The following is a 26,625-nucleotide window of genomic DNA, read 5'->3' as shown; positions in this document are numbered from 1 at the left end:
TCCGTCATGCCGCGCTCCCCACTTCCACCTCGGCCCGCTTCCGCACATCGGCCAGCACGGCCACCACGCCATCGGCGGCCTCGCCCGGGTACACGGCGTCCACACCGCCCAAGGCGAGGTAGGGGTCCTCGTACAGCCGCCCCGGGTCCACCACGCCGTTGTGCACCAGGTCGTCCACGAGCATGCGGGTGAAGCGGATCTGCCGGGTGTTCCAGCGCCCCTCGTCCAGGAAGGCCGCCAACGCCTCCTCCGCGGCACTGCGCTCCAATCCCACCAGGTTCCGCGCGAAGACACCCAGGTCAGCGCCGGCGCGCTCGCGCACCCAGTCCAGCTCAGGCCTCTCCGACCCGCCAGCCTCCACGAGTATCCGCCCGAGTTCCTCCAGGTCCGTCGCGGTCAGCGGGTGATTTCCACGTAGCTTCCGCAGCGCCAGGGTCTCGTGCTCGGCCCGCAGGAACGCCGTGGCCTTCTCGCGGTAGCGCTCCCAGTTCATGCCAGGCCGCGCAGGGACCACGTCCACCTCGGTGGCTTCGACCAGGGTGTCCACGAAGTCCGTGTACACGGGTGAGGAGCTCCGCCTCGGCAGGAACACCACCAGGCCGCGGAGGCTCTCGCGCAGCGCCTCGACGTCCGCCACGTCGGCACCCTCCCACCACAGATCCTCAGAGACAGACCTCAGCAGCGACTCCTCCACCTTTACGGCGGGGATGGTCAGCTGGCTCAGCAGCGCGCCAGCCACCTCCTGGATGGACCCGCGGCAGCGCTCGGCCAGGGCGAGATCGCCTTCCAGGGTGGCGAGCTGCCAGCGCAGCGCCACCAGGTCGAAGCGCTTGGCTGCCTCGTCCGGGTCCTTCAGGGTGGACGGCAGTCCGGCTACGTGGTCGGCCAGTTCGTTGACGTCTTCCGGCCCCACCTTCTCCCAGGCCTCGGACTTAGACCACCGCTCCACATGGCGGCGCTTCTTGCGCACCAGCAGGTTCTCCAGGGGCATGCCAGCCACGTAGGCGTGCAGCCAGGTCGCGTGGGCCTGGCGCACCCCGTCGCCGGCGCCCTCGCCCGCCTGGGCGTCCAGGGTTGCGACGATGCCGGCCCGCGTCTCGAAAAGCCGCTGGGTGAGGGACATCTGCGCGGCGGATCCCGGCTCGGGGAGATCCTGGTTGAAGTAGGCGAGGTTCTCGCCGAAGTCGAACACGGTGAAGTTCTTCTTGTCCTGGCCGGGGCCGAACAGGTCGGGGCGCAGGCGGGTGCCGCGCCCGATCATCTGCCAGAACTTGGTCTTCGAGTGGACCACTTTGAACAGCACGAGGTTCACCGCCTCGGGGATGTCCACGCCGGTGTCCAGCATGTCCACGCTGATGGCGATGTGCGGAGCCTTGTCCGGGTCGGAGAAGTCGTCCAGCAGCGCCTCGTTGAATGCGGTCTTGCTGGTGATTACCCGGGCGAACGCCCCGCCGAGCTCGGGGAACAGCATGTTGAATCGACGCTCGATGAAGTCGGCGTGGTTCTGGTTCTTCGCGAACACGATGGTCTTGCCGAGGCGGTCTCCGCCGGCCACCTTCTGGCCGCGCTCCATGAGCAGCTCGAGGACCTTGTCCACGGTGTCCTCGTTGAAGAGGAACCGGTTGACCTGCTCAGAGTCCACGCTGTCGAGAGGCCCGTCCTCACCCCAGTCCAGGGCGTCCCATGCGGCCTTCTCGTCCTCGGAGAGATCGGCGTAGCGGATCCCCTGGCGCAGGAACTCTGTTCCCGCAGACACGCCGACCGGCGGCACGAGGTACCCCTGCTCCACGGCCTCCTCGAGGTTGAAGGCGAAGGTGGGCACCCCGTCCTCGAGGTGGAACAGCCGGTAGGTATTGTGGTCCACCTCGTCCTTGGGCGTGGCGGTGAGCCCCAGGAGCAGGGAGTCGAACCAGTCGAAGATCGCGCCGTACTTCTGGTACACCGAGCGGTGGGCCTCGTCGATGATGACGAGGTCGAAGTACCCGGCGCCGAACCTCCGCGTCCCGCCGTCCTGCCCGTCGCGCTCCAGCAGATTGAGCATGGTCGGGTAGGTGGCGGTGTAGACCCGCCCCTCCCCATGCTTCTCCTCCTGCAGGTTCACGACGGCGGTGCCCGGCAGGTTCGCGGCGAACGCCCGCTTGGCCTGGCGCACCAGGGCGGTCCGGTCCGCGAGGAACAGGACCCGCTTGACCCAGTTGCCCCGGATCAGCTGTTCCACGAGGGCGATGGCGGTGCGGGTCTTTCCGGTGCCGGTCGCCATGACCAGCAGGGCGTCGCGCTGACGGGCGGCGAGGGCCTGCCCGACGGCCGAGATCGCCTCGAGCTGGTAGGGCCGTCCGGCGATGTCCGCATTGACCGGCACGTCCGTGAGGTCCTGCCGCGTGGTGCGACGCTGGATGAGCCGTTCGAGCTCGTCGGCGGTGAAGAAGCCCTCCACTTCGCGGGGCGGGTAGCCGCCGGCCGCGCCGAAGGCGGTGTCGTCCCAGAACCAGTGGTCGTAGCCGTTGGTGTAGAAGATCAGCGGGCGGCGGCCGAACTGCGCCTGGAGAGCGTCGGCGTAGCGGCGGGCCTGTTCCTGGCCTTCGAGGGCGCTCTTGGTGGTGCGCTTGGCCTCCACCACGGCCAGCGGCAGGCCGTCGGCGCCCCACAGGACGTAGTCGACGCGCCCGGTGCCGCCGGGGGTGGGCAGCCCGGTGACGGGGTATTCGCGGTCGCGAGCCTGGTCGAGGGGCCACCCGGACTCGGCGAGCAGGAAGTCGATGAAGAGGGAGCGGGTCTCTGCCTCGGCGTAGTCGTAGTCGTGGAGGTCGGGAAGCTCGCTGGTGGTGGCGGCGGCCTGGGCGGCGGCGATCTGCTCGCGTAGGGCCTGGATATCGGCCTCATATGTGGCGGCCTGCTGCTCGTTCTGCTCGCGGAGCCGGGCGTTGTCCTCGTCCTGCTTCTTCAGCCGGGCGATCACGGCGTCGAGCTGTTCCACGCTCATGGCGGCCTTCTGGGGCGCCAGGGCCGGGTCGAACTGGACTCCGGTGGGAACCGCCTCCGGGTGGGGGCCTTGATGGAATGCGGCCCAGACGAGCACGTGGAAGAGCTCGCGCAGGATCGTGAGGGCGGCGTGGGCATCTAGCGTGACGTCCTTGTGGACGGCGTTGTTGCCCGCCTTCCGAAGGAAGTTGAGCTTGTCCACGATAGGCCGACCGGCCAGGGCCGTGAACTCATCAGCATTGATGAGGCCGGAGAGGTCGGTCTTGTAGGGGTCGGCGAGGCCGCGGGTGCCATAGACGAACTCAACGACTCGCTCGACGCAGCGGCGGGCGTAGAACCCGGCCGCGCGCGGGTCGGTGCGCAGGTACCCCTCGGCCTGCGCAGCATCCTCATACGCGGCCGGGAGCGCACGCTCCACCCAGTCCATGTTGCCTGCCATCAGCACCCTCTCCGGCGGCTCAACACTGAACCACCCCCTGTCATCCTGCCGGATTCACAGCTCCCCGCGGAACGCCCGGTACTGCAAGGACGCGAAGAGCTCGTCCTCCAGTGCCAGCGCCCGCTCGACACGTGCCCTCTGCGCTTCGATCTTCGCGACGGCGGCTGCGAACTCACGCTGCACATCGCGCGACGGAATAGAAATGGGGACGTGAGCGATCCGCTTTCCACTGATGGAAGGCTGACTCGACCGGACCGCGTACTGCGAAAGATCTGCCTGCCGCAATGCAGCGGCGAGCACGGCCATGGAAACGATGCTTTCGTCAAAAGATGCAATCAAGGCGTTATCCGTGACCCACGCAGGACCACTTGTGGCATGCACGGCACCGCATGCACCGACACGACCGACGACGAGCGTCGGAGCGCTGACCATGGCCTCATCGGTGTAGCCGATGACTCCGTTAGCCCCGTGCACGGGGACGTCCCCACCGCTTCTCGCCGCAGCCGGAAGGAAGTTCCCGCTCCGCCATCGCACGAATTCGCCCAGCGGAACAACAGAACCACCAGGGCGGTTACTGACGTCCAACCACACAGAGAATTCGAGAGCATCCAACGAATCCAGGTGCGCGCGCCGGAGCGAACGCTGAGCATCGGCCCGGTCCAGGATCTCAGCGATTCGCCGTTGCTCCACGAGAGCCGGCGGCTGAGGCACAGACAGCCTCAGAAAATCTTTTACAGAGGTCCGGCGCCGCCGCGGCACACTTCCGAAAGCAACCGAATCATAATGGCTCAGCATGACAGGCGAGGAGAGAAGTCTATAGAGGTATTTTTCATCCACCCCTTCTCGCGCCCTGAACGTGGGATAGAGAGGGCTGGCCACGCCACTGAAACCAAGAGTGTTCATCGCCAAGGCACCCGCCCATAGAAGATAGGGATTGAACGCGAAAGTGCCAGGCTCGACAATCTTATAATTCTCAATATTCTCAGTGGCGAGTCGCTTTTTAAAACGATCACTCTGAAGCATGAATCCGTTTTTCTCTGTCAGCGTTAGGACCGGCGCGTCCAGCACCCCCTCAAGACGCTTCGACACTTCAACAAGCAGGTCGCCTACGGTCATCACTGCAGCATCACCTTCAACTCGGCCGTTCCGGCCGAGATCTCAGCGTCGAACTGCTCGAGGTCCGCCAGGATCTCCTGTGGACTGCGGTGCTCGACCTCCTCGACCTCGATTTCTTTGTACCGGTTGATCGAGAGGTCGTAGCCCTGGTCGGCGATCTCCTTCTTGGGCACCAGAAAGGACTGCGCCGTGCGAGGACGGTCAGTCTCGGCACCGAGGTCCTCCCAGCGCCTGAGCACATCGGGAAGGTCATCAGCTTCGGTCGGAGTCCGCTTGTCGTCCAGGGAGTAGCCATCCGCACGCACATCGTAGAACCACACGGTCTCCGTGCCGCCGGAGTCGGTGCGGCGGAAGAAGAGGATCGCCGTCGAGACGCCGGCGTAGGGCTTGAACACCCCGGACGGCAGCTTCACGACGGCCTCCAGCTGCTGCTCCTCCACGAGTATCTTCCGGAGGTCCTTGTGAGCCTTGGTGGAACCGAAGAGCACTCCGTCCGGCACGATCACGGCCGCCCGGCCACCGGGCTGGAGCAACCGTAGGAACAAGGCCAGAAAGAGCAGCTCCGTCTTCTTCGTCTTCACCACGCGCTGCAGGTCAGAACTCACCCCCTCGGCATCGAGGGACCCCGCGAACGGCGGATTGGCGAGGATCAGGCTGTACATGCCAGCGTCGCCGTCGCTGGCGCCCTGGGCCAGGGAATCGCGGTAGGCGATGTCCGGCGCCTCCACGCCGTGCATCAGCATGTTCATGCTGGCGATGCGCAGCATGGTGTGGTCGAAGTCGTACCCGTGGAACATGCCGCGGTTGAAGTGCACGCGCGCGTTCATGTCGAAGAACATGTCCGGCTGAGCTTCACGCAGGTACTCGACTGCCCCCACGAGGAACCCGGCAGTCCCGCACGCCGGGTCGACGATGACGTCGTCAGGCGTGGGCGCCGTCATCCGCACCATGAGGTCGATGATGTGCCGCGGAGTGCGGAACTGCCCATTCACGCCCGCCGAGGCGATCTTGGAGAGCAGGTACTCGTAGAGGTCACCCGTGGTGTCCTGATCCGTGAGAGGCAGTTGGTCGATCAGATCCACCGCAGTGGAGAGCATGCGGGCGTTGGGGATGGTGAACCGGGCATCCCTCATGTGGTGCGCGTAGGTGGCGCCCTCCCCACCCACCTGCTGCCCGAGCTGTCGCAGGAACGGGAATACCTCGCGGTCCATGCGCGTGAACATGGTTTCCGAGGACTCGTTCTTCAGCTGCTGCCACCGCAAATGCTGGTGGTCAGGGTCAAAGACGGGATTGACGATCGGCATGCCGGTGCGGCGGGCCTTGTTCTCGGCCTGCGTCTGGGCGTCGTCCAGCCGGCGGAGGAACAGCAGGTAGGTGATCTGCTCGATCACCTCCAGCGGGTTACTGATGCCACCCGTCCAGAAGGCGTCCCAGACGCGGTCGACTTGGTTCTTGAGGGCTCCGATGATCACCGTCGAACTATACGCTCATCGCCAGCGCCGCGAAAGGCGATCATTCACAAAAGGCCATTGTGTGGTTTTATGCGGCATTTTATTCATCTTTTTAGGCGCTTCCGCGCGTCACCCACTCCCTCTATTGCAGCTTTTCGCTCTCGTTTCAAATCCCCCAAGTGAGATCTTTGACGAGCAAACGCCAGGAGCACCTCTCGGCTTGCTCTGACTCTCCTTACCCCGATTCGAGGATCCGAATAATTTGTAACTTGCAAGTCTATCCAAATGACCCTAACCGCGGTCTCAAAACCAACCCACACGAGGAAGAAGAGCGAAGCCGTCAATAGCACCCACAGGTAATATGGTCCACCAGAAGGATTCACCGACACTAGTGGGCTCAAAGAATACGCAATAGGAAGCAGCCCAATAGCGATCACTAAAAACATTCTACCAATTTTCGCCAGCAGACTATACCGCCAGTAGATCGAGAATGTCACCCTTGCCAGGTTTCTGTAAGCATCGAACCTCAGCTCGAGTAGCGCCGCCTCAATCTTCGCCCCCAAGGGTTCGTAAATTGAATTGCTGATGAATCTGCTTGATACATTATTAGTCTTTTCGCAATTTTCTTCGAATTTTTCAATACCGGCGAACGCGGCTAGCAGCCTTTCATCCCTTGGTGCAATTCGCCTACCGAGCCACTTCCCCATCAGTTTTGAAACCCCAAGCGTAGTAGCCAGGGCAGTCACTAGAGGGATCAAATTCTTAAAATCCGAAAAGTACTCTAGAAAACTCTTCCCCAGGCCATTACTGACGGAGGCCTGGGCATCGCTATTCAAGAGTATGAAAAATTCAAACACAAGGCACCCCGTCCATTGAAAAATGGCAAAATGAGAAACAATCAGAGTCGGGCATGCCTATCATGACCAACGATTTCGCAAGGATTCAGAATCCTCCCCCGCCCCCACCATCCTGTGCGAGGTTGCTGAAGCGACTGTAGTGCCCCTGGAACCCCACCACAATGGTCTTCGTGGGGCCGTTGCGGTGCTTGGCCACGATCAGGTCCGCCTCGCCGGCGCGCGGGGACTCCTTGTCGTACACGTCCTCGCGGTGGAGCAGGATCACCATGTCCGCGTCCTGCTCGATCGAGCCGGACTCGCGCAGGTCGGACACCTGCGGCCGCTTGTCCGTGCGCTGCTCGGACCCACGGTTCAACTGGCTCAACGCGATCACCGGCACGTCCAGCTCCTTGGCCAGCAGCTTCAGGGCGCGCGAGAACTCGGCCACCTCCTGCTGGCGGCTCTCCACCTTCTTGCCCGAGCTCATGAGCTGCAGGTAGTCCAGCACCACCATCTTGAGGTTGTTGCGCTGCTTGAGCCGGCGGCACTTCGCGCGGATCTCCATCATGGTCATGTTCGGGGAGTCGTCGATGAAGAACGGTGCCTCGTTCAGCCGCCCCACCGTCGCCGCGATCTTGGACCACTGGTCGTCCCGGATGGTGCCCTTGCGCAGGTCCTGCAGAGCGATCGTCGCCTCGGCGCTCAGCAGGCGCATCGCGATCTCGTTCTTCCCCATCTCGAGGCTGAAGAACACGGTGGCCATGTTGTGGTGGATCGCCGCGGCCCGCGCGAAGTCCAGCGCGAGCGTGGACTTGCCGACGGCGGGGCGCGCCGCGATCACGATCATCTGCCCGCCGTGCAGGCCCTGCGTCAGCTCGTCGAAGTCGTAGAAGTCCGTGGGCACGCCGGTCATGCCCTCGCCCTGGTTGCCCGCGGCCTCGATCTCGTCGACCGCGTGCTCCATGATCTCGGAGAGCTGGACGTAGTCCTCGGACTGGCGGTTCTCCGCCACCTTGTAGATCTCGGACTGGGCCTCGTTGACGATCTCCTCGACCTCGCCGTCGCCCTGGTATCCCAGCTGCGTGATCTTGGTGCCGGCGCCCACCAGGCGCCGCAGGATGGCCTTCTCGGCCACGATCGCCGCGTAGAAGTTGGCGTTGGCCGCCGTCGGGACGGACTGGATGAGCTCGTGGAGCACGGCGGGGCCGCCCACGCGGCTCAGCTCCTGGCGCTTGTTCAGCAGGTCCGCCACGGTGACGGCGTCGGCGGGCTCGCCGCGGCCGTAGAGGTCGATGATCGCCTCATAGATCATCTCGTGGCTGGGGCGGTAGAAGTCATGGCCGCGCAGCAGCTCCACCACGTCCGCGATCGCGTCCTTGGAGAGCATCATGCCGCCCAGCACCGAGCGCTCCGCCTCCAGGTCCTGGGGCGGGAGGAACCGCTCGGTGGAACGGCCGCCGTCGTAGGAGCCCGAGTCTCCGTAGTTGTCCGTCACTGCGGAGACTCCCTTCCCCGGCCCCCACGACGGCGGCCCCCATGGCCGGCGCGCGCCGGCCCCTGATCCTGCTGGTCCCCACGGTGAACCGCCGCACCCACCTGCGAGAGGCGGATGCGGCGGCCCCCGGCCGCGACGATCATGCAAGCGGATGCGCGCCTGGCTCGAGGGCCTGGGGCCAATACCCGCTCTCGCGTTGGGGATACTTCGGGACACTACGCGCGGTCAGGGGGCCGGGCAAGCACGTTGTCCACAGGCACTGTGGACAACGGGTGGATTCTGCGGCGTGTCGTGTGGACGCCCTGGGGACGGCGCTGTGGACAGCCCTGTGACGCCTCCCAGAATCGGCGCCTGACCTGGCGTTTTTCTATCCCCACGACTGTGGAGAAGAAAATTCTTCCGCTCCTGGAGAGCGCGGTGTCGACTTGACACAGGCCCCCCTTGCCCCCGTCTCTCCCCTCTGGCAACGGGGGTTGGCCCGCATTCCATCCACACCGTCCACATCTGTGGACAAACGCTGTGGACAAACCCGCCTGACCTGGGGAGAGCCAGCTTGACACCTCCTGTTAACCCGGAGGCACTGCGGCGCCGCGGCCTCACCCCCGCCGCGGGCTGAGCGCCGCCGGGCCGTGCTGCCGCACCATGTGGACCAGCGGTGCGACGGCGCTCATCCGATCCTGCGGCTCGAGCCCCTTCCCCAGCCGGGCCAGCTGCAGCTCGTACCAGGGCAGGGCCAGTGCCGGCCCGAGCTTGGAGTCCACGGCGGCGAGGCCGGTCTTCACGCGCGGCAGCTCCACCTCGATCTCCTGCCCCGCGATCGCCCGGGCGGCCAGTTCCGGCTCGATCACGAACGGCCGGGCCAGGCCAACGACGTCGGTCACCCCGTCCGCGAGCGCCGCCGCCATCGTCGCCGCGGAGCGGAATCCGCCGGTCAGCATGACGGGGACGTCGGTGACGTCCCGCAGGCGGCGGGCGTACCGCTCGAAGTACGTGCCGCCGTCGTTGTTCCCGCCCATCATGGCGGGGCTGGTGTAGGAGCCGCCGGAGACCTCGAGGAGGTCCAGGCCCAGCTCGCCCATGCGCTGGGCCACCCGCCGCGAGTCCTCCTCGGTGAGGCCGCCCTCGGAGAAGTCAGAGGAGTTGAGCTTGAGGCCGATCGGGAAGGCATCCCCGAGCTCCTCGCGCAGCGCGGCGTAGATCTCCACGAGGAAGCGCATGCGCCCCTCGAAGTCCCCGCCGTAGCGGTCCGTGCGGCGGTTGGCCTCGGGCGAGAGGAACTGGTTGACGAGGTAGCCGTGCGCACCGTGGATCTGCACGCCGGTGAAGCCCGCGGCCCGGGCGTGGGCGGCCGTGACGGCGAACCGCTCCACGATCCCGCGCACCTCCTGCGTCTCCAGGGCGCGGGGCATGCCGAAGAAGCGGCCCGCGGAGCCGCCGAGGGGCACCGCGCTCGGGGCGGCGGGCGTGCGCATCACGGACTTCGGCGCCTGCCGGCCGGGATGGTTGAGCTGCATCCACAGGTGCGCGCCGCCCTGAGTGCCGGCCTCGGCCCAGCGGTGCAGTGCGGCCGCGTGCCGGCCGTCCTCCACCGCCACGTTGCCTGGCTCGCCCAGGGCGTGCGCGTCCACCATCACGTTGCCCGTGATCAGCAGGCCCGCGCCGCCGCGCGCCCAGCGCCCGTAGACCCGCTCGTGGGCCACGGTGGGGGCGAGGTCCTTGCCCGCGAGCGCCTCGCTCATGGCGGACTTGGCGATGCGGTTCTTCAGCACGGCCCCGCTCGGCAGGGTCAGCGGGGCGCCGAGGCGGGCGCCGGCGGCGCGGGGATCAGTCGTGGGAGCGGAGTCGGGAGTGGGGGCAGGGGTCGCGTCGGTCATGCCCCCACCCTGGCACGCGGCACCCGCACCGGGCACCCGGCGACGACGGCGTCGGCCGGCCCGGGCGTTCCTCTCACACTCGGCGTAGCGTCGCCCCTGACGACCCGCCCGTCCGGGCGCCCGCCGACCCTCAGGAGTGCCGCGCATGAGCACAGCCCACGATCCCGCCCCCTTCGAGACGGAGCTGCAGCTGCGCTGGTCGGACCAGGACGCCTACGGCCACGTGAACAACGGACGGCTGGTCACGCTGGCGGAGGAGGCCCGGGTGCGCGCGCTGGCCGATTGGGCCGACCCCTTCACGCCGGGCAGCGGCGCGCTCGTGGTCCGAACGCTCCACCTCGAGTACCTGCGCCCCGTGCAGTACGCCCCCGCGCTGACGGCCCGGGTCTGGGTCTCGCGGATCGGCACCACCTCGTTCGTGCTGCAGCACGCGCTCATCCAGGACGGCGCCGTGGCCGTGACCGCCGAGGCCCTGATGGTGCATCTCACCGCGGACATGAGCGCCACCGCGCCGCTGTCCCCGACCCTGCGGGAGGCCTTCGAGGCGGTGCACCGCCCCGGGGTGAGCGCCGCGCAGGACCTCTGACGGGACGACGGCGCCGCATCGTCCGGGCGTGAACTGCTCCCGGACGGTGCGGCGCCGTCGTCGTGCCCGGGAGGGCCCTCAGGCGTCCGAGCCGGTGCCCGGATCCGTGGCGGACAGCGCGGGCGCGGCCGGCGCGGCGGCCGCCTCCTCGGCCACGGGCTCGAGGATGGGGTTCTCCGGCAGCTTCCGCACCTTCTTCGGGCGCCGCGAGCGCGCCGGGATGAGCGAGCGCATGTTCTCCAGCTTGCCGAAGCACAGCAGGCGGTCGCCCTCCTCGAGCACCTTGGAGTCGGCGGGGTTGGGGAACACGGACGTGCCGCGGTGCAGCGTGAGCACCTGGACGTCCTTGGCCAGCAGCCCCGAGTCCTCGATGCTCTCGCCCACCATCTCCGAGCCCGCGTGCACCGCGACCTCGGCCACCCCGTAGCCGCGGGAGACGGAGAGGCGCTGGCGCACGTCGATGTCCGGGAAGCCGGCCTGGTCCGCGATGTAGTCCACGATCGCGCCCGCCACGTCCAGCTCGGTGGCCGCCTCGATGCCCTGCAGGCCGGGCGAGGAGTTGACCTCCATGACCAGTGGCCCGTCCGTGCCCTCGAGCATGTCCACGCCGGCCACGCGCAGACCCATGATGTGGGCGGCGCGCAGGGCGGTCTCCTCGTACTCGGGCGTGAGCTCCACGCGCTCCACGGATCCCCCGCGGTGCACGTTGGAGCGGAACTCGTCCCCCTGGGCGCTGCGGCGCATGGCCGCCACCACGCGGTCCCCCACCACGAGCGCGCGGATGTCCTTGCCCTTGGACTCCTCCACGAACCGCTGGATGAGCACCTGCTGGTTCGTGCCGTGGAGCGTCTCGATGATCGCCTCGGCCACCTTCTTCGTGGGGGCCAGGATCACGCCGATGCCCTGCGTGCCCTCGAGCAGCTTGATGACCACGGGGGCGCCGCCCACCATGTCGATCGCGGACGACACCTCGCCACGGTTGCGCACGAACACCGTGGCCGGCATGGCGATCTGGTGGCGGGAGAGGATCTGCGTGGCACGCAGCTTGTCCCGCGAGTTCATGATGCCGGCGGCCGTGTTGGGCGTGTAGACGTCCATCTGCTCGAACTGGCGCACGACGGCGGTGCCGAAGTAGGTGACCGAGTTGCCGATGCGCGGCAGCACGGCGTCGTAGGAGGAGAGGGGACGGCCACGGAAGGTCAGGTCCGGCTCCTCCGTGGAGAGGTCGATGCCGAAGCGCAGCGTGTCCAGCACCTTCACGTCATGGCCGCGCTCGAGGGCGGCGGACTTGAGGCGCTGGGTGGAGTAGGCGCGCGGGGAACGGGAGAGGATCGCGAGCTTCATCGGGTGTTCCTGCGAAGATGGGTCACGTGACCGAATCTAAGCACACGCAGGTGTCCATCCCCGCAGGTGTCCACACCGGTCACGACGGCGGCGCAGACGCCCCCGGCGCCCGCGTCGGCTGGCGTGAGTGGGTGGGCCTGCCCGGGGCACAGACGCCATGGATCAAGGCGAAGATCGACACCGGCGCCCGCACCTCCGCGCTGCACGCCTTCGGCATCCGCCGGTTCGAGCGCGAGGGCGGCGACTGGGTCCGCTTCGAGGTGCACCCGTGGCAGACCTCCGCCGCGGACGCACGGGTGGTCGAGATGCCGATCGCCGACGTGCGCGCCGTCCGCTCCTCGAACGGGAACGTCCAGGACCGCATCGTCGTCGTCATGCCGCTCACGCTCCTGGGCCGCACCGTGCAGGCCGAGGTCACGCTGACCCACCGCGACGAGATGGGCTTCCGCATGCTCGTGGGCCGCACCACCCTCGCCGCCGCCGGGCTCCTGGTGGACCCGGCCGCCTCCTACCTGGGCGGCCAGCCGCCGCGCGGCGTGCGCCGCCGCAACCGGGGCGCGCTGTGAGCGCACCCGGCCGCCACGACGGCGACGCGCCCCTCGCGGAGCCCACCCGGGCCCCACGCGGCCGGCGGCGCACCCGCGAGTCCTTCCGCCTGGGCGAGGTGGAGGTGCGCCCCGGGCACCGCCGCGAGGTCTCCCTGCCGATCTCCCGCCTGGTCACCGGCGCCGAGGTCACCCTTCCCGTGCACGTGCTCCACGGCCGGCACGACGGCCCCACGGTGTGGGTGTCCGCCGCGATCCACGGGGACGAGGTGGTGGGCATCGAGGTCATCCGCCGCGTGCTGCAGCGCCTCTCCCCCGGCCGGATGCGCGGCACGCTGCTGGCCGTGCCGATCGTCAACGTGCTGGGCGTGATGGCCGGGGACCGCTACCTCCCGGACCGCCGGGACCTGAACCGCTCCTTCCCCGGCGCGGCCCGCGGCTCGCTCGCGGCCCGGATCGCTCACCTGATGATGACGCAGATCATCAGCCGCTGCGAGGTGGGGATCGACCTGCACACCGGCGCCGACCGCCGCTCCAACCTCCCGCAGATCCGCTGCGACCTGGAGGACCGGCGCACCCGGGAGCTCGCCGAGGCGTTCGGTGCGCCCGTGCTCTTCCACGCCAAGCTGCGCGACGGCTCGCTGCGCGCCGCCGCCCGGGAGACCGGCGCGCGCGTGCTCCTCTACGAGGCCGGCGAGGGCTGGCGCTTCGACGAGTACGCGATCGCCCCCGGCGTGGACGGCGTGCTGCGCGTGCTCACCGCGCTCGGCATGGTCGACGGCGGAGACGTGGGCGTGGCCCTGCCCCCGGCGGCGGCCGAGGACGCGGCCCAGGCGGCCGACGTCGTGGTGCCCCTCAGCGACGCCACCACCGACGTCCCCGAGGCCCTCGACGCGATGGGCGAGGACGCGGAGATCGTGCACGCCAGCGTCGTGGACGGCGAGCAGGACGCGCCCCTGACCGTGTGGCACTCCAGCTGGGTGCGGGCCCGCGCCGACGGCCTGCTGCACCTCGAGGTCACCCTGGGCCAGCAGGTGCGGGCCGGGGAGAGCATCGGCGCGCTCTACAACTCGTTCGGCCGGCGGCTCTCGGACGTGAAGGCGGAGCTGTCCGGCGTGGTGATCGGCCGCACCGAGGCCCCGCTCGTGCACCGCGGGGACGCGCTGGTGCACATCGGCGAGCTCGGCGGCCGGCCCGGCTCCACGTTCCCGACCCCCGACGGCGGCCGGCGCCTCCCCTCGCGCGTCGCCGAGGGCGACCCGGAGGCCGCACGGCGCTCCACCGAGGACGACGAGGGCTGACACCGTCCGGAGGTGCGGGCGTCTCGTCAGGATGGGGGGACGACGACGCCCCGGCCTGCTCGAGCGAGCGGACCGGGGCGGCGTCGGGGTGATCGGCGAGCCGATCGGTCAGAAGCGGATGATCACTTCTTGGAGGCCTTGGCGGCGACGACCTGCAGGTCGATCACGGCCACGACGTCCTCGTGCAGGCGCACGTGGGCCTGGTGGGTGCCCACGGACTTGATGTGGGCCGGCAGGGTCACGGTGCGCTTGTCGATGGAGCCGAGGCCGGCGGCCTCGACGGCCTCGGCCACGTCCGCGGCCTGGACGGCGCCGAACAGGCGGCCGCCCTCACCGGCGGTGCGCTCGAGCTTCACCGTGGCGCCCTGGAGCTTGGCGGCCAGGGCCTGCGCGTCCTCCAGGTTGGCCACGGCGCGCGCGGCGCGGGCGTTCTGCATGGACTCGACCTGCTTCTCCCCGCCCTTGGACCACACGGTGGCGACACCGCGCGGGAGCAGGTAGTTGCGGGCGTACCCGTTCTTGACCTCGACCACGTCACCGGAGGCGCCGAGACCGGCGACCTCCTGGGTCAGGATGAGCTTTGCCATCTGTCTTCCTTCCTCTGCTCGATCAGCCGCGGCCAGCGCCGGCGTAGGGCAGCAGGGCCACCTCACGGGCGTTCTTGACGGCCTGGGCGATCTTGCGCTGCTCCTGGACGGTCACGCCGGTCACGCGGCGAGCGCGGATCTTCCCGCGGTCCGAGATGAACTTGCGCAGCAGGGCCACGTCCTTGTAGTCGATCTCCGTGATCTTGGCGGCCTTGAGCGGGTTGGACTTGGGTTTGGGCTTGCGGAGTTCAGCCTTCGCCATCGTGGTGCTCCTCAATGTTCTCTGGAGCCCGCAGAACGGTTCTGCGGGATGGGATCACGCGGCGACCCGGAGGGGCCGCTGCCGCGTGAGAGGCGCCCCGGCGGTGCCGGGGTGCTCGGGGTGGTCCGCCGGGGGGCGGGCCTCCGGGCGCCGTGCGCCCGGACGGAAGTCGTCTCGGTGTCCTTCGGTCCCGTGGCGGGACGGCTCAGAACGGAGGCTCGTTGGAGGAGGGGGTGTCCCATCCTCCGCCGCCGCCGCTGCCGGCCCAGGGGTCCTGCGGAGCGGCGTTGGCGCCGCCCTGCTGACCGCCCCAGCCGCCGCCCTGCTGACCGCCGCTCTGCTGACCGCCGCCGAAGCCGCCGTCGTTGGAGCCGCCGCCGGCGTTGCCGCCGAAGCCGGAGCCGCCCTGCTGGGGACCGCCGAAGCCGCCGCCCTGCTGGCCGCCGCCGAACCCACCGCCGCCGCCGCGCTGAGAGCGCGTGACCTTGGCCGTGGCGTACTTCAGCGAGGGGCCGATCTCGTCCACGTCCAGCTCGTAGCTGGTGCGCTTGTTGCCCTCGCGGTCGTCGTACGTGCGCGCCTTGAGGCGGCCCTGGGCGACCACGCGAGTGCCCTTGGTGAGGGTCTCGGCCACGTTCTCGGCGGCCTCACGCCAGATCGACGCGCGGAGGAACAGGGTCTCCCCGTCCTTCCACTCGTTGGTCTGACGGTCGAACGTGCGCGGGGTGGACGCGATCGTGAAGTTCGCGACCGCCGCACCGTTCGGGGTGAAGCGCAGCTCGGGGTCGGCGGTGAGGTTGCCGACCACGGTGATGACGGTTTCTCCGGCCATGGTCACTCCTGGTGTTCGCGGGAACGGGCGGGTGGTCAGGACACCCGGACGAACGAGGTCACTCGGCGGTGACCTTCTGCTCCTCGGGACGGATGATCTTGGTGCGCAGGATCGTCTCGTTGATGTTCAGAAGGCGGTCCAGCTCCTGGGTGGCGGCCGGCTCCGAGTGGAAGTTGACGACCACGTAGATGGCCTCGGACTTCTTCTGGATCTCGTAGGCGGTCTTGCGACGGCCCCACACATCGACATTGTCGATGGTGCCGCCAGCGTTGGTGACGACCTCAAGGTACTTCTTGAGGGTCGGCTCCACGGTGCGCTCGTCGACCTCAGGGTCGATCAGCACCATCAGCTCATAAGCACGCATGCGAACCCACCTCCTCTGGGCTTGCGGCCACGGTCTCTCCGTGGCAGGAGGTTCTGTGCTTGTCCCCGCGTGGGTGTCCGCGCTCTTCGGCGGCACGCAGGGAACCAATCGAGTCTAGCAGGTGCCGGGCACCGATCAGCCGGGGGCCGATCGGCCGGGCACCGATCCGCCGGGCACCGATCAACCGGGCACCAATCAACCGGGCACCAATCAACTGGGGGCCGATCAGCTGGGCGCAGTACTGCCAGGTAACGCCGGGGGTTACTTGGCAGTACTGCGCCCAGCTGATGGGTGCTCCGCTCATGACTGCCCCGCACCTGACGACAGCGCTCCGACCGCGCCCATCTCATGCGTCTCCTGCTCATGCGTGGCCCCGCTGCCGAAGAAGCCGGGCCACCCGCTCCACGAAGCGCGGCCACTCCGCGGGGCCGAAGACCTCCTTGTCCACCCGCAGCACCTCGACGCCCGCATCCCGCAGCTCCTCGTCGCGGCGCATGTCCCGCCGGTACTGCGCGGCGTGGGTGAAGTGGTGCTCCCCCTCGTACTGGATCGCCAGGCGAGCGCGCTCGTAGAACAGGTCCACCGACGTGGACTGCAGGACCCGCCCCAGGGCGTCGCGCAGGAGCACCACCGGGGGATTCACCTCAGGCTCCGGCAGCCCTGCCTCGACGAGACGGAGCCGCAGTCGCGTCTCCTGCGGGGAGTCCGACCCCTCCCGGACCCGCTCGAGCACCTCTCTCATCACGCTCCACCGGCGCAGGCCGCGCCACTCCTCCGCGCCCTGCCACATCGCCGTGCGACTCGCCAGCGGGTGCCTCCATCCACTCGGCAGGCTGCCGCAGGGGCCGTCGGCCCGGCGCAGGAGCGAGTCCCCGGCCACCACCAGGTCCTCCACGGGCAGACCGCTCGCGGTGAGATCGGCCCACGTGCGGACCGGACTCGTCACGGAGTAGGCGTCGTCGTCCTGCCCCAGCGTGATGACATGCCGCTCCGGGTCCAGGCGCAGCCGGTGGCCGTGCGCGCCCTTCACCCGCGGCTGGGCTCCGGGCCGCACGCGTGCGAGGTGCGGCCGCACCTGGCCGCCATGAGGGAGCCAGATCCCCCACACGGCGGCAGCGGTGTTGTGACTGAGGACCAGGCTGCGGTCGCGCCGAGCATGCGCGATCGCGGTCTGCAGGGGGTCCGGTGGGGATCCCCGACGACGGCGCAGCCCTCGGCCGGCGGCCTCCAGGTCGCTCCGGCGCGCTCGGCTCGTCGTCAGACCTGCCGTCACCGCGCGGTCGACGGGGAACACGGACTCGGGCAGGGCGTCGAGAGGATCACTCACTCCCGCAGTGAAGCGCGGCGCAGCGCCTCGCCGGCATGCCCGCGGCCCATCTGTGCACAGGAATCCGGCCCGCGGAGCCGGTGCAGGAGCCGACGTCGAGGGCTCCAGGTCTCCCCACCGGCAGATCGGATGGCGGGATGCTCCGCCGAACGGACCGCCGAAGGGACCGCCCTACGGGTCGCTGGACGGGTGGCCGTACGGGTGGCTGGACGCACCGCCGGCCAGCCGCCCACTAGCTGGGCGCAGTACTGCCAAGCAACGCCGGGGGTTACCTGGCAGTACTGCGCCCAGCTGATGCCGCGCCGCGCTCACCTCGCCCGGACCACGCCGGCTCGCGCCCCGCCTCCCGCGCTCACCTCGCCCGGACCACGCCGGCTCGCGCCCCGCCTCCCGCTCACACCCCGCCCCAGGACTCCGTACCCGCCTCCCGCTCACACCCCGCCCCAGGACTCCGTACCCGCCTCCCGCTCACACCCCGCGGAAGAACTCCCGCATCGCCGCGCTCAGCCACGCGGGGTCCTGCGCGCCGCACATCTCCCGGGCGGAGTGCATGGAGAGCAGGCCGATGCCCACGTCCACCGTCCGCACGCCCAGGCGCGTGGCGGAGATGGGGCCGATCGTGGAGCCGCACGGCATGTCGTTGTTCGAGACGAACGTCTGGAACGGCACGCCCGCCGCCGCGCACCAGCGCGCGAACGCGGCCTCGCCCTCGGCGTCCGTGGCGTAGCGCTGGTTCGCGTTGATCTTCAGCAGCGGGCCGGCGTTGACGCGCGGGTGGTTCACGGGATCGTGGCGCTCGGCGTAGTTGGGGTGGACGAGGTGCCCCGCGTCCGCGGAGAGCAGCCACGAGCCCGCCCGCGAGCGCGCCCTCCCCTGGCCGCTCACGCCGAGCGCGTCCAGCACGCGGTCCATGACCTCCTCGAGCAGCGGCCCGCCCGCACCGGTGCGCGTGGCCGAGCCCACCTCCTCGTGGTCGAAGGCCGCCAGCACCGGCACGACGACGCCGCCCGCGCCCCCGGCGCCCTCCTCGCCTGAACCGGGGGCCAGGGCCTCCATGGCCGCCAGCCCGGCGTGCACCGAGGAGAGGTTGTCGAGGCGGCCGGAGGCGAAGAACTCGCCGTTGGCGCCGAACGCCCCCGGGGCCTGTGCGTCCGCGACCACCACGTCCACGCCGCGCACCTCCGCCACGTCCACGCCCGCCTGGGCCGCGAGCAGCTCGATCACGTTGCCGCCGAGCTGCACGGACGCGGTGTCCCCACCGGCGGCCGAGCCCACGGCCGCGACGATGGGCTGCGTGTGGCGCTGGCGCTGAAGGGCCAGGCCGTCCGAGTTCACGTCGCGGTCCAGGTGGACGGCCAGCTGGGGGATGCGGCCCACGGGCCCGGTGGCGGCCAGCACCTGGGTGCCGTCCGCGAGCACGAGCCGGCCGGCGAAGCGCAGCTCCCGGTCCAGCCACGAGTTCAGCAGTGGCCCGCCGTACACCTCGACGCCGGCCTGGACCCAGCCGTCAGCCGTCACGCTCATGTGCTGCGGCTTGAGCTTGAAGCCGGGGGAGTCGGTGTGGGCACCGAGCACGCGGAACGTCGGAACGTCGCCGACGCCCCGGCCCGCACGTCCAGCCGCACTCCCGTCCACACTCCCGTCCGCGCCCTCCGGCACGATCCAGGCGATCACGGCGCCGTCACGCACCACCACGTACCCGCCGGGGGCGGCCGGGAAGTCGGCGGCCTCGTCCAGGCGGGTGAAGCCCGCGGCCTCGAGCCGGCGGGCGGTCTCGGCGGCGGCGTGGAAGCTGGAGGGGGAGGCCTGCACGAACGCGGCCAGGTCCTGCAGGTGGGCGGAGAGCGCGGGGGTGTCCGGGGTCACGGTGGTCATGTCCCGACCGTACCGCGCACCCCGGACGCGGCACCCGCACCGGGCACCTGCCTGCACCTGCCTGCACCTGACGCCCGGCGGCGGGCGGCCCGCGCCCGCGGCCCGCGCCCCGGCACCCCGGCACCCCGGCACCCCGGCACCCGGCATCCCACGTCCGCGCCACGCCCACGCCCGCGCCCCGCCCCCGTAGCCTGGGCGCGTCGCCGTCGTCGAGCGAGGAGGAGACGCCGTGGAGATCCTGACCGCCGTGGCCGTGGGGGTGTTCCTCATGGTGGCCTGGACCGTGGGCGGCTGGCTGATCGTGCGCATGGGCTTCGCCCGGGACAGGGACGCCGCCCCACACCGCACCCCCGGCGCCCCCGCCGTGGACCCCGGCACCGACCCCAACGCGGCCTGGCGGGCGCAGATGAAGGCCGCGACCGCCGCCTCGGGCGCCGTGTGCGCGTGCCCTCAGCCGGCCGGAGCCGCCGACGGCCGCGGCGCGGGTGCCGGCGTCACCGGCGCCGACGTCGTCGAGCCCTCCCCCGACTGCCCGATCCACCGCTGGGACTTCGCCTGACCGGTGCCGACCGCGCCGGGTGTCCCGAACGCGCCGGCGAGCGGGTCGGCGTCGGGACCGGCGCCCTCGGACTGCTTCACCAGGTCCTCCTCCGGGTGCAGGATCTCCCGCACCACGCGGGCGCAGAGCCAGAGGACGGCGAGCATGTGGGCGAGGATCGCGGCCACGTACACGGAGTCGTCCATGGAGTGCTGCGGCATGGAGCCGGCGGCGGTCTTGGCCAGGTACATCCACACGGCGAAGAAGTGCAGGGCCTCCACGGTCTGCCACACCCAGAAGTCCCTCCAGCGCGGCAGGGCCAGCGCCATGAGCGGGATCAGCCAGATCACGAACTGCGGCGAGTACACCTTGTTCGTCAGCACGAACGCGGCCACCACGAGGAACGTCAGCTGCCCCAGGCGAGGGGTGTGCCGCGCGCGCACGCCGAGCACGAAGATCGCTGCGCAGCACACCGCGAACGCCCCGTAGGCCAACAGGGAGAGGGAGTCCGCCGGCACCCTCCCCCACCCGGCCTGGACGGCGACGACGTCCCACGCGTGCCACACGCTCGACAGGCCGGGGCCGCGCTCGCCGGAGAAGGTGAAGAACACGGACCACGCGTCGAAGTTGGCCACCATGAGGGGCACGTTGACGGCGGCCCACGCGAGCAGGGTGCCCGCCGTCGCCGTGAGGAACGGCGCCCAGCGGCGCGAGCGCACGGCCAGGATCAGCAGCGGCCCGAGGATGAGCAGCGGGTAGAGCTTCGTGGCGGCGCCGAGACCGAACAGCACACCCGCCCAGCCGGGCCGCCCGCGGGAGAACACCCACATGCCCCACGCCATCAGCGCCACGGCCCACAGGTCCCAGTTGATGGTGCCGGCCAGGATGATCCCGGGGGCCACGGCCACCATGAGCCCGTCCGTCCAGCGGCGGCCCGCGGTGCGCACGGTCAGCACGGCGACGGCGGCCCACAGCCCCGTGACGAACAGCAGGTTCACGATCCAGAACACGAGCGTGCCCTGCTCGGCGCCGAACGGGAGCCCCTGCGTGATCTGCGCGGTCACCGATCCCACGAGGGACATCAGCACGGGGTACTCGAAGGTGGACCCGGCCGCGAACGGCGCCCACGCGTTCTCCGCGAACCCCCGCCCGCCGTACAGCGCCGCCCAGTCCGAGTAGCACCCGGCGTAGTACACGTTGGGCGCGCCCCAGCCGTTCAACAGGCACGGCGCCTTCTGCAGAAGGCTCACGACGGCGGCCAGCGCCACCAGCAGCCCGGCGAGGGCCGCGGGCGAGGCCCAGGATCCGGTCCCCCGGCCGGGGCCGTTCGCGGCCAGGCCCCCGGGGAGGGCGAACCGGCCCGCCCCGCGCCCGATGCGCGCCGCCGAGGCCGCCGCGTGTGCGCCCTCAGCGGAACGCGCGGCGGCGCCACGGCCCTGCTCGGAGGCCTCCCGGGAGGGCCCGGAGAGGGCATGCGTGGGCGGCTCGTCAGGGGTGGCGGCGTGCGCCGGGGCCGGGCTCATGCTCCCATCCTAGGAAGCGCGGAGGACACCTCGCCGCGCCCCCGTGCCCCCGTGCGTCGTAAACTGGGGGCGCTGTTCCCCCGGGACAGTGCGCCCGCGCACCGCCGCGCGGGCCCCTCGTGCGCGCCCGCCGCGCCGAGCATCCATCCCGGATCCGCTGAGGAGAGAACCTGACCGTGGCCAAGAACCCCATCCGCGTCGCCATCGCCGGCGTGGGCAACTGCGCAACGTCCCTGATCCAGGGCGTGAAGTACTACCGCGACGCCGCGCCCACGGACGCCGTGCCCGGCCTGATGCACGTGCAGTTCGGGGACTACCACGTCTCCGACCTGGAGTTCGTGGCCGCGTTCGACGTGGACGCGAAGAAGGTGGGCCTGGACCTCTCCGAGGCGATCCTCGCCTCCGAGAACAACACCATCAAGATCGCCGACGTCCCCCACGCCGACGTCACCGTGCAGCGCGGCCCCACCTTGGACGGCCTCGGCAAGTACTACCGCGAGACCATCGAGGAGTCGGACGCGGAGCCCGTGGACGTCGCCCAGGCGCTCAAGGACGCGAAGGTGGACGTGCTCGTCTGCTACCTGCCCGTGGGCTCGCAGCAGGCGGCCGAGCACTACGCGCAGGCCGCGATCGACGCCGGCGTCGCCTTCGTCAACGCCCTGCCCGTGTTCATCGCCGGCACCCCCGCGTGGGCCGAGAAGTTCACCGCGGCCGGCGTGCCGATCGTGGGCGACGACATCAAGTCCCAGATCGGCGCCACCATCACCCACCGCGTGATGGCCAAGCTCTTCCAGGACCGCGGCGTGACCCTGGACCGCACGTACCAGCTCAACGTCGGCGGCAACATGGACTTCAAGAACATGCTCGAGCGCGAGCGCCTCGAGTCCAAGAAGATCTCCAAGACGCAGGCCGTCACCTCCAACACCACCGCGAAGCTCGCGGCGGACGACGTGCACATCGGTCCCTCCGACTACGTGGCCTGGCTCGACGACCGCAAGTGGGCCTTCGTGCGCCTCGAGGGACGCAACTTCGGCGACGCCCCCGTCAGCCTCGAGTACAAGCTCGAGGTGTGGGACTCCCCCAACTCGGCCGGCGTGATCATCGACGCCGTGCGCGCCGCGAAGATCGCCCTGGACCGCGGCACCGGCGGCCCGATCCTCTCGGCGTCCTCGTACTTCATGAAGTCCCCGCCGGTCCAGCACAACGACGACGAGGCCCGCGAGCTCGTCGAGGCGTTCATCCGCGGCGACATCGAGCGCTGACGGACCGCACGCCGCACTGGGCGCAGTACTGCCAGGCAACCCACCGGGTTGCCTGGCAGTACTGCGCCCAGCTCATCTGGGGGAGGCCCCGGTGACCCCGAGGCCTCCCCCCTCAGAAGAGCCCCGTCACCGTGCCGTCGTCGGCCACGTCCATGCGGTCGGCGGCCGGGGAGGCGGGCAGGCCCGGCATCGTCATGACGGCGCCGGTGAGCGCGACGACGAACCCGGCACCCGTCTTCGCGGAGAGCTCGCGCACGGACACGGTGAACCCCTCGGGCGCGTTCAGGAGCGTGGGGTCGTCCGAGAACGAATACTGCGTCTTGGCCATGCACACCGGCAGGCGGTCCAGTCCACGAGCACGCAGCTGCGCGACCTGCCGCCGGGCCACGGGGCTCAGCTCCGCTCCGGCGCCCCCGTACACGCGGCGGACGACGGCCTGGATCCGCTCCTCCACCTCCATCCCCTCGGTCCACAGCCCGGTCAGCGGCGGCGCGGGCTCGCCCGGGGCCGGCAGGTGCTCCCCCAGCAGGCGGGCCAGCTCGAGGGCGCCCTCGCCGCCGCCGCCCCACACGTCCGCGACGGCCACGGGCACGCCGTTCTCCACGCCCCACGCACGCAGCACGTCGAGCTCGGCGTCGTCGTCCTGCGTGAACCGGTTCACGGCGACGACGACGGGCACCCCGTACGCGCGCATGTTCCCGACGTGCCGCTCGAGGTTCGCCAGGCCGGCCCGCAGGGCGTCCACGTGCTCGGCGCGCACGTCGGCGAGGCCCCGGCCCGAGCGCTCGGCCGCCTCGGCGACGCCCGCCTTCACGTCCGGCAGCGCGATCCCGGCCTGCAGCTTGAGCGCGCGCACCGTGGCGACGACGACGGCGGCCGCGGGCGGGAACCCGCCGGCCACGGCCGTGATGTCCATGAACTTCTGTCCGCCGAGGTCCGCGCCGAACCCGGCCTCCGTGACCACGAGGTCTCCGAGCCGGCGGGCCGTGCGCGTGGCGATCACGGAGTTCGCCCCGTGGGCGATGTTCGCGAAGGGGCCGCCGTGCACGAGCGCGGGCGTGCCGCCGAGCGTCTGCACGAGGTTCGGCATGATCGCGTCCTTGAGCAGCACGGCCATGGCCCCCTGGGCACCGTTCGGGCCGATCTGGGAGGCGGTGACGGCCTCGCCGTCGTACGTGTAGCCCACCGTGATGCGGCCGAGGCGGGCCTTGAGGTCGGCCAGGTCCGCGGCGAGGCAGAAGACGGCCATGGTCTCGGTCGCCACGGTGATCTCGAAGCCGCCCTCGCGCGGCACGCCCTGCGTGCGGCCGCCCAGGCCCGTGACGACGTCGCGCAGCGTGCGGTCGTTCATGTCCAGGGCGCGCTTCAGGGCGATGGTCCGCGGATCGATGCCCAGCGCGTTGCCCTGCTGCACGTGGTTGTCCACGAGGGCGCAGAGCAGGTTGTGCGCGGAGGTGATGGCGTGGAAGTCGCCGGTGAAGTGCAGGTTGATGTCCTCCATGGGCACCACCTGCGCGCGGCCGCCGCCCGTGGCGCCGCCCTTGATGCCGAACACCGGCCCGAGGGAGGGCTCGCGGAGCGCGACGACGGTGCGGGCTCCGGCGACGGCGCCCGGCGCGTCCGGCTGCTGCGCCAGGAGGTTGAGGCCGTCGGCCAGGCCCACGGTGACGGTGGTCTTGCCCTCGCCGGCCGGGGTCGGGCTGATGCCGGTGACGAGCACGACGCGGCCGCGCTCGGGGGCGGTCAGCGCGTGGACGTCCACCTTGGCCATGTGCCGGCCGTAGGGGATGAGCAGGTCCTCGGCGATCCCGGCCTCGGCCGCGATCTCGGCGATCGGACGGATCGGATGGGCGGCGGCGATCTCGGCGTCGTTCATGGGGCCGATCCTGCCACCTGGCCCTCGCGGGCCGCCGCCCCTCAGCCCTCCGCGCCCTCCTGGGCCTCCGGCTGCTCCGCCCACCAGCGGCGCAGCTCGGCCTCGGCCACATCCGCCTCATGCGGGCCCTCGTCGAGGCGCCACTCGAGCAGGTGCCGGTAGGCCCGCCCGACCACGGGGCCGGGGCGGAGGCCGAGCAGCGCCATGATCTGCTCGCCGTCCAGGTCCGGACGGACGGCCGCCATCTCCTCCGCCTCGGAGATCTCGGCGATGCGCCGCTCGAGGTCGTCGTACGCGTGGGCCAGGGTCTCGGCCTTGCGGCGGTTGCGCGTGGTCACGTCAGAGCGGGTCAGCGCGTGGAGACGCGGCAGGAGGTCCCCGGCGTCGTGCACGTAGCGGCGCACGGCGGAGTCGGTCCACCCGGCGTCCCCGTACCCGTAGAAGCGCATGTGCAGCTCCACGAGGCGGGCCACGGCCTTGGTGGTGTCGTTGTCGAACTTCAGGGCGCGCAGCCGCTTGCGCACCAGCTTGGCGCCCACGTTCTCGTGGTGCCGGAACGTCACGGCGCCGCCCTTCTCGAAGCGGCGCGTGGCGGGCTTGCCGACGTCGTGCAGCAGCGCGGCGAGGCGCAGGACGACGTCGGGCCGCTCCGGGGAGTACTCCGCCTCCAGCTGGGCGGCCTGCTCGAGCACCGTGAGGGAGTGGTCGTAGACGTCCTTGTGGCGGTGGTGCTCGTCCGTCTCCAGCTTCAGGGCGGGCAGCTCGGGCAGCACGTGCTCGGCCAGGCCGGTGCGGACCAGCAGGTCCAGCCCGCGCCGCGGGTGGGCGCCGCACACGAGCTTCACGAGCTCCTCCCGCACGCGCTCGGCGGAGATGATCGCGATGCGCTCGGCCATGGCCGTCATCGCGGCCTCCACCTCGGGCGCCACCTCGAAGCCGAGCTGGGAGGCGAAGCGGGCGGCGCGCAGCATGCGCAGCGGGTCGTCCGAGAAGGAGTCCTCGGGGGTGCCGGGGGTGCGCAGCACGCCCGCGGCGAGGTCCCGCACGCCGCCGTGCGGGTCCACGAGAGCCATCTCGGGCAGGCGCAGGGCCATCGCGTTCACGGTGAAGTCGCGGCGGAAGAGGTCGTCCTCGAGGCTGTCCCCGAAGGCCACCTGCGGCTTGCGGCTCTCCGGGTCGTACTGCTCGGCGCGGTAGGTGGTCACCTCCAGCTGCCAGCCGCCCTTGCGGAAGCCGATCGTCCCGAACCGCCGGCCCACGTCCCACGTGGCGTCCGCCCAGCCGGCGCCCACGGCCTCGGCGGCGTCCGGGTCCGCGTCCGTGGTGAAGTCCAGGTCCCCCGAGTCCCGCCCCAGGAAGAGGTCGCGCACCGGGCCGCCCACGAGGGACAGCTCGTGCCCGGCGCCGGCGAACCTCTCCCCCAGCTCCACGACGACGGCGGGCAGGGAGGCGTCCGCGGGGAAGCCGGGGGGCAGTGCGAGGGAGTCGTGGCTCAGTTCCATGATGCCTACAAGGGTGCCAGACCCTCTCCGCCCCGGCTCCGCGCCCGCCGCGTTAGAGTTGTGGGCATGACCAGCCCCGATCCTTCTGCGCACCGGGGCGCCCCCCTGCCCTCCGCACTGGGGCTGCGACGACGTCGTCCCGAGCCCGTCCGAGCGGAGGTTCCCCCCGTCGTCGCGCCGCGGGCCCCCGGGGCGGCCGGACTGCCCACCGTCGAGGAGGTCTCCGCCGGCGGCATCGTGATCCGCGAGCACGAGGACGGCCTCGAGGTGGCCATCATCGCCCGGTACAACCGCGGCGGACGCCTCGAGTGGTGCCTGCCCAAGGGCCACCCCGAGGGCTCCGAGGACCACCGCCAGGCGGCCGTGCGCGAAGTCGAGGAGGAGACCGGGATCGCCGGGGACATCCTCGAGCCGCTGGGCTCCATCGACTACTGGTTCACCGTGTCCCGCCACCGCGTGCACAAGACCGTGCACCACTTCCTGCTGCGCGCGACCGGCGGCGAGCTGACCATCGAGAACGACCCGGACCACGAGGCCGTGGACGTGGCGTGGGTGCGCCTCGAGGACGTCGCGCGGCGCCTCTCCTTCGCCAACGAGCGCCGGATCGTGGACCTGGCGCGGCGGATCGTGGACCAGCACTTCCCCGCGGGCGGCGCCCGCGACCACCGCCCCTGAACCCCGGCCCCGAGCGCGGGGCCGCCTGAGAAC

Annotated in this window: 22 protein-coding genes; 6 read left to right on the top strand and 16 right to left on the bottom strand. The window is 70.6% G+C overall.

The features are described from left to right. Positions 1 to 4 precede the first annotated feature (4 nt). From NJC10_RS10105 to NJC10_RS10080, 6 genes are all read right to left on the bottom strand, one after another. A complete protein-coding gene (locus NJC10_RS10105) occupies positions 5 to 3,421 on the bottom strand; it encodes a DEAD/DEAH box helicase family protein (RefSeq protein ID WP_319076360.1) in 3,417 nt (1,138 codons plus the stop codon). A gap of 54 nt (positions 3,422 to 3,475) precedes the next feature. Further along, positions 3,476 to 4,537 (bottom strand): restriction endonuclease subunit S, encoded by a 1,062-nt coding sequence (locus NJC10_RS10100; protein ID WP_319076358.1) that lies wholly within the window; start codon positions 4,535 to 4,537, stop codon positions 3,476 to 3,478. Then, a complete protein-coding gene (locus tag NJC10_RS10095) occupies positions 4,537 to 6,009 on the bottom strand; it encodes a class I SAM-dependent DNA methyltransferase (protein WP_319076357.1) in 1,473 nt (490 codons plus the stop codon). The genes NJC10_RS10100 and NJC10_RS10095 overlap by 1 nt, the downstream gene beginning before the upstream one ends. An 83-nt stretch (positions 6,010 to 6,092) precedes the next feature. Beyond that, on the bottom strand, positions 6,093 to 6,845 hold the full coding sequence (locus NJC10_RS10090; RefSeq protein WP_319076355.1) for a hypothetical protein: 753 nt from the start codon (positions 6,843 to 6,845) through the stop codon (positions 6,093 to 6,095). A gap of 85 nt (positions 6,846 to 6,930) precedes the next feature. Then, positions 6,931 to 8,319 (bottom strand): replicative DNA helicase, encoded by a 1,389-nt coding sequence (gene dnaB / locus NJC10_RS10085; protein ID WP_298988198.1) that lies wholly within the window; start codon positions 8,317 to 8,319, stop codon positions 6,931 to 6,933. Positions 8,320 to 8,915: 596 nt separating this feature from the next. Continuing rightward, a complete protein-coding gene (locus tag NJC10_RS10080; RefSeq protein WP_319076352.1) occupies positions 8,916 to 10,193 on the bottom strand; it encodes an NADH:flavin oxidoreductase/NADH oxidase family protein in 1,278 nt (425 codons plus the stop codon). A 145-nt stretch (positions 10,194 to 10,338) separates the two neighbouring features. On the opposite strand from NJC10_RS10080, the gene NJC10_RS10075 reads away from it, so the two are divergent. Next, complete coding sequence (locus NJC10_RS10075) at positions 10,339 to 10,779, top strand: thioesterase family protein (protein WP_319076351.1); 441 nt, start codon at positions 10,339 to 10,341, stop codon at positions 10,777 to 10,779. A 78-nt stretch (positions 10,780 to 10,857) separates the two neighbouring features. Here NJC10_RS10075 and rimK read toward each other — a convergent pair whose 3' ends face one another. After that, a complete protein-coding gene (gene rimK, locus NJC10_RS10070; protein WP_248116775.1) occupies positions 10,858 to 12,123 on the bottom strand; it encodes a 30S ribosomal protein S6--L-glutamate ligase in 1,266 nt (421 codons plus the stop codon). Positions 12,124 to 12,149: 26 nt separating this feature from the next. On the opposite strand from rimK, the gene NJC10_RS10065 reads away from it, so the two are divergent. Both NJC10_RS10065 and NJC10_RS10060 read left to right on the top strand, forming a co-directional pair. Beyond that, positions 12,150 to 12,689, top strand: coding sequence for an ATP-dependent zinc protease (locus NJC10_RS10065; protein ID WP_319076350.1), 540 nt, complete (start codon positions 12,150 to 12,152; stop codon positions 12,687 to 12,689). Positions 12,690 to 12,778: 89 nt separating this feature from the next. Then, positions 12,779 to 13,969 carry a succinylglutamate desuccinylase/aspartoacylase family protein gene (locus NJC10_RS10060; RefSeq protein WP_319076427.1) on the top strand — a complete coding sequence of 397 codons (1,191 nt, stop codon included), beginning with the start codon at positions 12,779 to 12,781 and terminating at the stop codon, positions 13,967 to 13,969. A gap of 122 nt (positions 13,970 to 14,091) precedes the next feature. Here NJC10_RS10060 and rplI read toward each other — a convergent pair whose 3' ends face one another. The 6 genes from rplI to NJC10_RS10030 form a co-directional block, all read right to left on the bottom strand. After that, a complete protein-coding gene (gene rplI / locus NJC10_RS10055) occupies positions 14,092 to 14,556 on the bottom strand; it encodes a 50S ribosomal protein L9 (protein WP_248116771.1) in 465 nt (154 codons plus the stop codon). Positions 14,557 to 14,578: 22 nt separating this feature from the next. After that, entirely contained in the window at positions 14,579 to 14,818 is a 240-nt protein-coding gene (gene rpsR, locus NJC10_RS10050) for a 30S ribosomal protein S18 (RefSeq protein WP_002857788.1), read from the bottom strand. Between the two features lie 205 nt (positions 14,819 to 15,023). Further along, positions 15,024 to 15,650, bottom strand: a complete 627-nt coding sequence (locus NJC10_RS10045) for a single-stranded DNA-binding protein (protein WP_298714566.1) — start codon at positions 15,648 to 15,650, stop codon at positions 15,024 to 15,026. A 58-nt stretch (positions 15,651 to 15,708) separates the two neighbouring features. After that, on the bottom strand, positions 15,709 to 16,014 hold the full coding sequence (gene rpsF / locus NJC10_RS10040; RefSeq protein ID WP_248116767.1) for a 30S ribosomal protein S6: 306 nt from the start codon (positions 16,012 to 16,014) through the stop codon (positions 15,709 to 15,711). Positions 16,015 to 16,375: 361 nt separating this feature from the next. Continuing rightward, a complete protein-coding gene (locus tag NJC10_RS10035; protein ID WP_319076337.1) occupies positions 16,376 to 17,341 on the bottom strand; it encodes a hypothetical protein in 966 nt (321 codons plus the stop codon). A 468-nt stretch (positions 17,342 to 17,809) separates the two neighbouring features. Further along, positions 17,810 to 19,216, bottom strand: coding sequence for a M18 family aminopeptidase (locus tag NJC10_RS10030; protein WP_319076335.1), 1,407 nt, complete (start codon positions 19,214 to 19,216; stop codon positions 17,810 to 17,812). 229 nt (positions 19,217 to 19,445) lie between these two features. Between NJC10_RS10030 and NJC10_RS10025 the strand changes: the two genes are divergently transcribed. Further along, complete coding sequence (locus NJC10_RS10025) at positions 19,446 to 19,775, top strand: hypothetical protein (RefSeq protein ID WP_298987812.1); 330 nt, start codon at positions 19,446 to 19,448, stop codon at positions 19,773 to 19,775. On the opposite strand, the gene NJC10_RS10020 is transcribed toward NJC10_RS10025, so the two are convergent. Continuing rightward, positions 19,667 to 21,277: a glycosyltransferase family 87 protein gene (locus NJC10_RS10020; protein ID WP_319076333.1), complete on the bottom strand. Its 1,611-nt coding sequence runs from the start codon at positions 21,275 to 21,277 to the stop codon at positions 19,667 to 19,669. The two genes, NJC10_RS10025 and NJC10_RS10020, sit on opposite strands and share 109 nt — an antisense overlap. A gap of 176 nt (positions 21,278 to 21,453) precedes the next feature. On the opposite strand from NJC10_RS10020, the gene NJC10_RS10015 reads away from it, so the two are divergent. After that, positions 21,454 to 22,539, top strand: a complete 1,086-nt coding sequence (locus NJC10_RS10015; RefSeq protein WP_319076331.1) for an inositol-3-phosphate synthase — start codon at positions 21,454 to 21,456, stop codon at positions 22,537 to 22,539. A 112-nt stretch (positions 22,540 to 22,651) separates the two neighbouring features. Here NJC10_RS10015 and NJC10_RS10010 read toward each other — a convergent pair whose 3' ends face one another. Continuing rightward, positions 22,652 to 24,415: a formate--tetrahydrofolate ligase gene (locus NJC10_RS10010; protein WP_319076330.1), complete on the bottom strand. Its 1,764-nt coding sequence runs from the start codon at positions 24,413 to 24,415 to the stop codon at positions 22,652 to 22,654. 41 nt (positions 24,416 to 24,456) lie between these two features. Further along, positions 24,457 to 25,917, bottom strand: coding sequence for a CCA tRNA nucleotidyltransferase (locus tag NJC10_RS10005; RefSeq protein WP_319076328.1), 1,461 nt, complete (start codon positions 25,915 to 25,917; stop codon positions 24,457 to 24,459). Positions 25,918 to 25,983: 66 nt separating this feature from the next. Here NJC10_RS10005 and NJC10_RS10000 point away from each other — a divergent pair, with 66 nt between their 5' ends. Further along, a complete protein-coding gene (locus NJC10_RS10000; RefSeq protein ID WP_319076326.1) occupies positions 25,984 to 26,592 on the top strand; it encodes an NUDIX hydrolase in 609 nt (202 codons plus the stop codon). Positions 26,593 to 26,625 lie beyond the last annotated feature (33 nt).

The organism is Micrococcus sp. M4NT (assembly GCF_033790745.1).
In the GTDB taxonomy this organism is placed as follows: domain Bacteria; phylum Actinomycetota; class Actinomycetes; order Actinomycetales; family Micrococcaceae; genus Micrococcus.
Note: the sequence above shows the minus strand (reverse complement) of the source record. Positions and strands in the feature narration are given on the sequence as shown.

What these genes read in the sequence shown, in the direction of transcription:
- NJC10_RS10045 (WP_298714566.1), bottom strand. Translation starts at nt 15,650, where the DNA reads ATGGCCGGAGAAACCGTCATCACCGTGGTCGGCAACCTCACCGCCGAC.
- rimK (WP_248116775.1), bottom strand. Translation starts at nt 12,123, where the DNA reads ATGAAGCTCGCGATCCTCTCCCGTTCCCCGCGCGCCTACTCCACCCAG.
- NJC10_RS10000 (WP_319076326.1), top strand. Translation starts at nt 25,984, where the DNA reads ATGACCAGCCCCGATCCTTCTGCGCACCGGGGCGCCCCCCTGCCCTCC.
- NJC10_RS10075 (WP_319076351.1), top strand. Translation starts at nt 10,339, where the DNA reads ATGAGCACAGCCCACGATCCCGCCCCCTTCGAGACGGAGCTGCAGCTG.
- rpsF (WP_248116767.1), bottom strand. Translation starts at nt 16,014, where the DNA reads ATGCGTGCTTATGAGCTGATGGTGCTGATCGACCCTGAGGTCGACGAG.
- rplI (WP_248116771.1), bottom strand. Translation starts at nt 14,556, where the DNA reads ATGGCAAAGCTCATCCTGACCCAGGAGGTCGCCGGTCTCGGCGCCTCC.
- NJC10_RS10030 (WP_319076335.1), bottom strand. Translation starts at nt 19,216, where the DNA reads ATGACCACCGTGACCCCGGACACCCCCGCGCTCTCCGCCCACCTGCAG.
- NJC10_RS10020 (WP_319076333.1), bottom strand. Translation starts at nt 21,277, where the DNA reads ATGAGCCCGGCCCCGGCGCACGCCGCCACCCCTGACGAGCCGCCCACG.
- NJC10_RS10005 (WP_319076328.1), bottom strand. Translation starts at nt 25,917, where the DNA reads ATGGAACTGAGCCACGACTCCCTCGCACTGCCCCCCGGCTTCCCCGCG.
- rpsR (WP_002857788.1), bottom strand. Translation starts at nt 14,818, where the DNA reads ATGGCGAAGGCTGAACTCCGCAAGCCCAAACCCAAGTCCAACCCGCTC.
- NJC10_RS10100 (WP_319076358.1), bottom strand. Translation starts at nt 4,537, where the DNA reads ATGACCGTAGGCGACCTGCTTGTTGAAGTGTCGAAGCGTCTTGAGGGG.
- NJC10_RS10080 (WP_319076352.1), bottom strand. Translation starts at nt 10,193, where the DNA reads ATGACCGACGCGACCCCTGCCCCCACTCCCGACTCCGCTCCCACGACT.
- NJC10_RS10010 (WP_319076330.1), bottom strand. Translation starts at nt 24,415, where the DNA reads ATGAACGACGCCGAGATCGCCGCCGCCCATCCGATCCGTCCGATCGCC.
- NJC10_RS10105 (WP_319076360.1), bottom strand. Translation starts at nt 3,421, where the DNA reads ATGGCAGGCAACATGGACTGGGTGGAGCGTGCGCTCCCGGCCGCGTAT.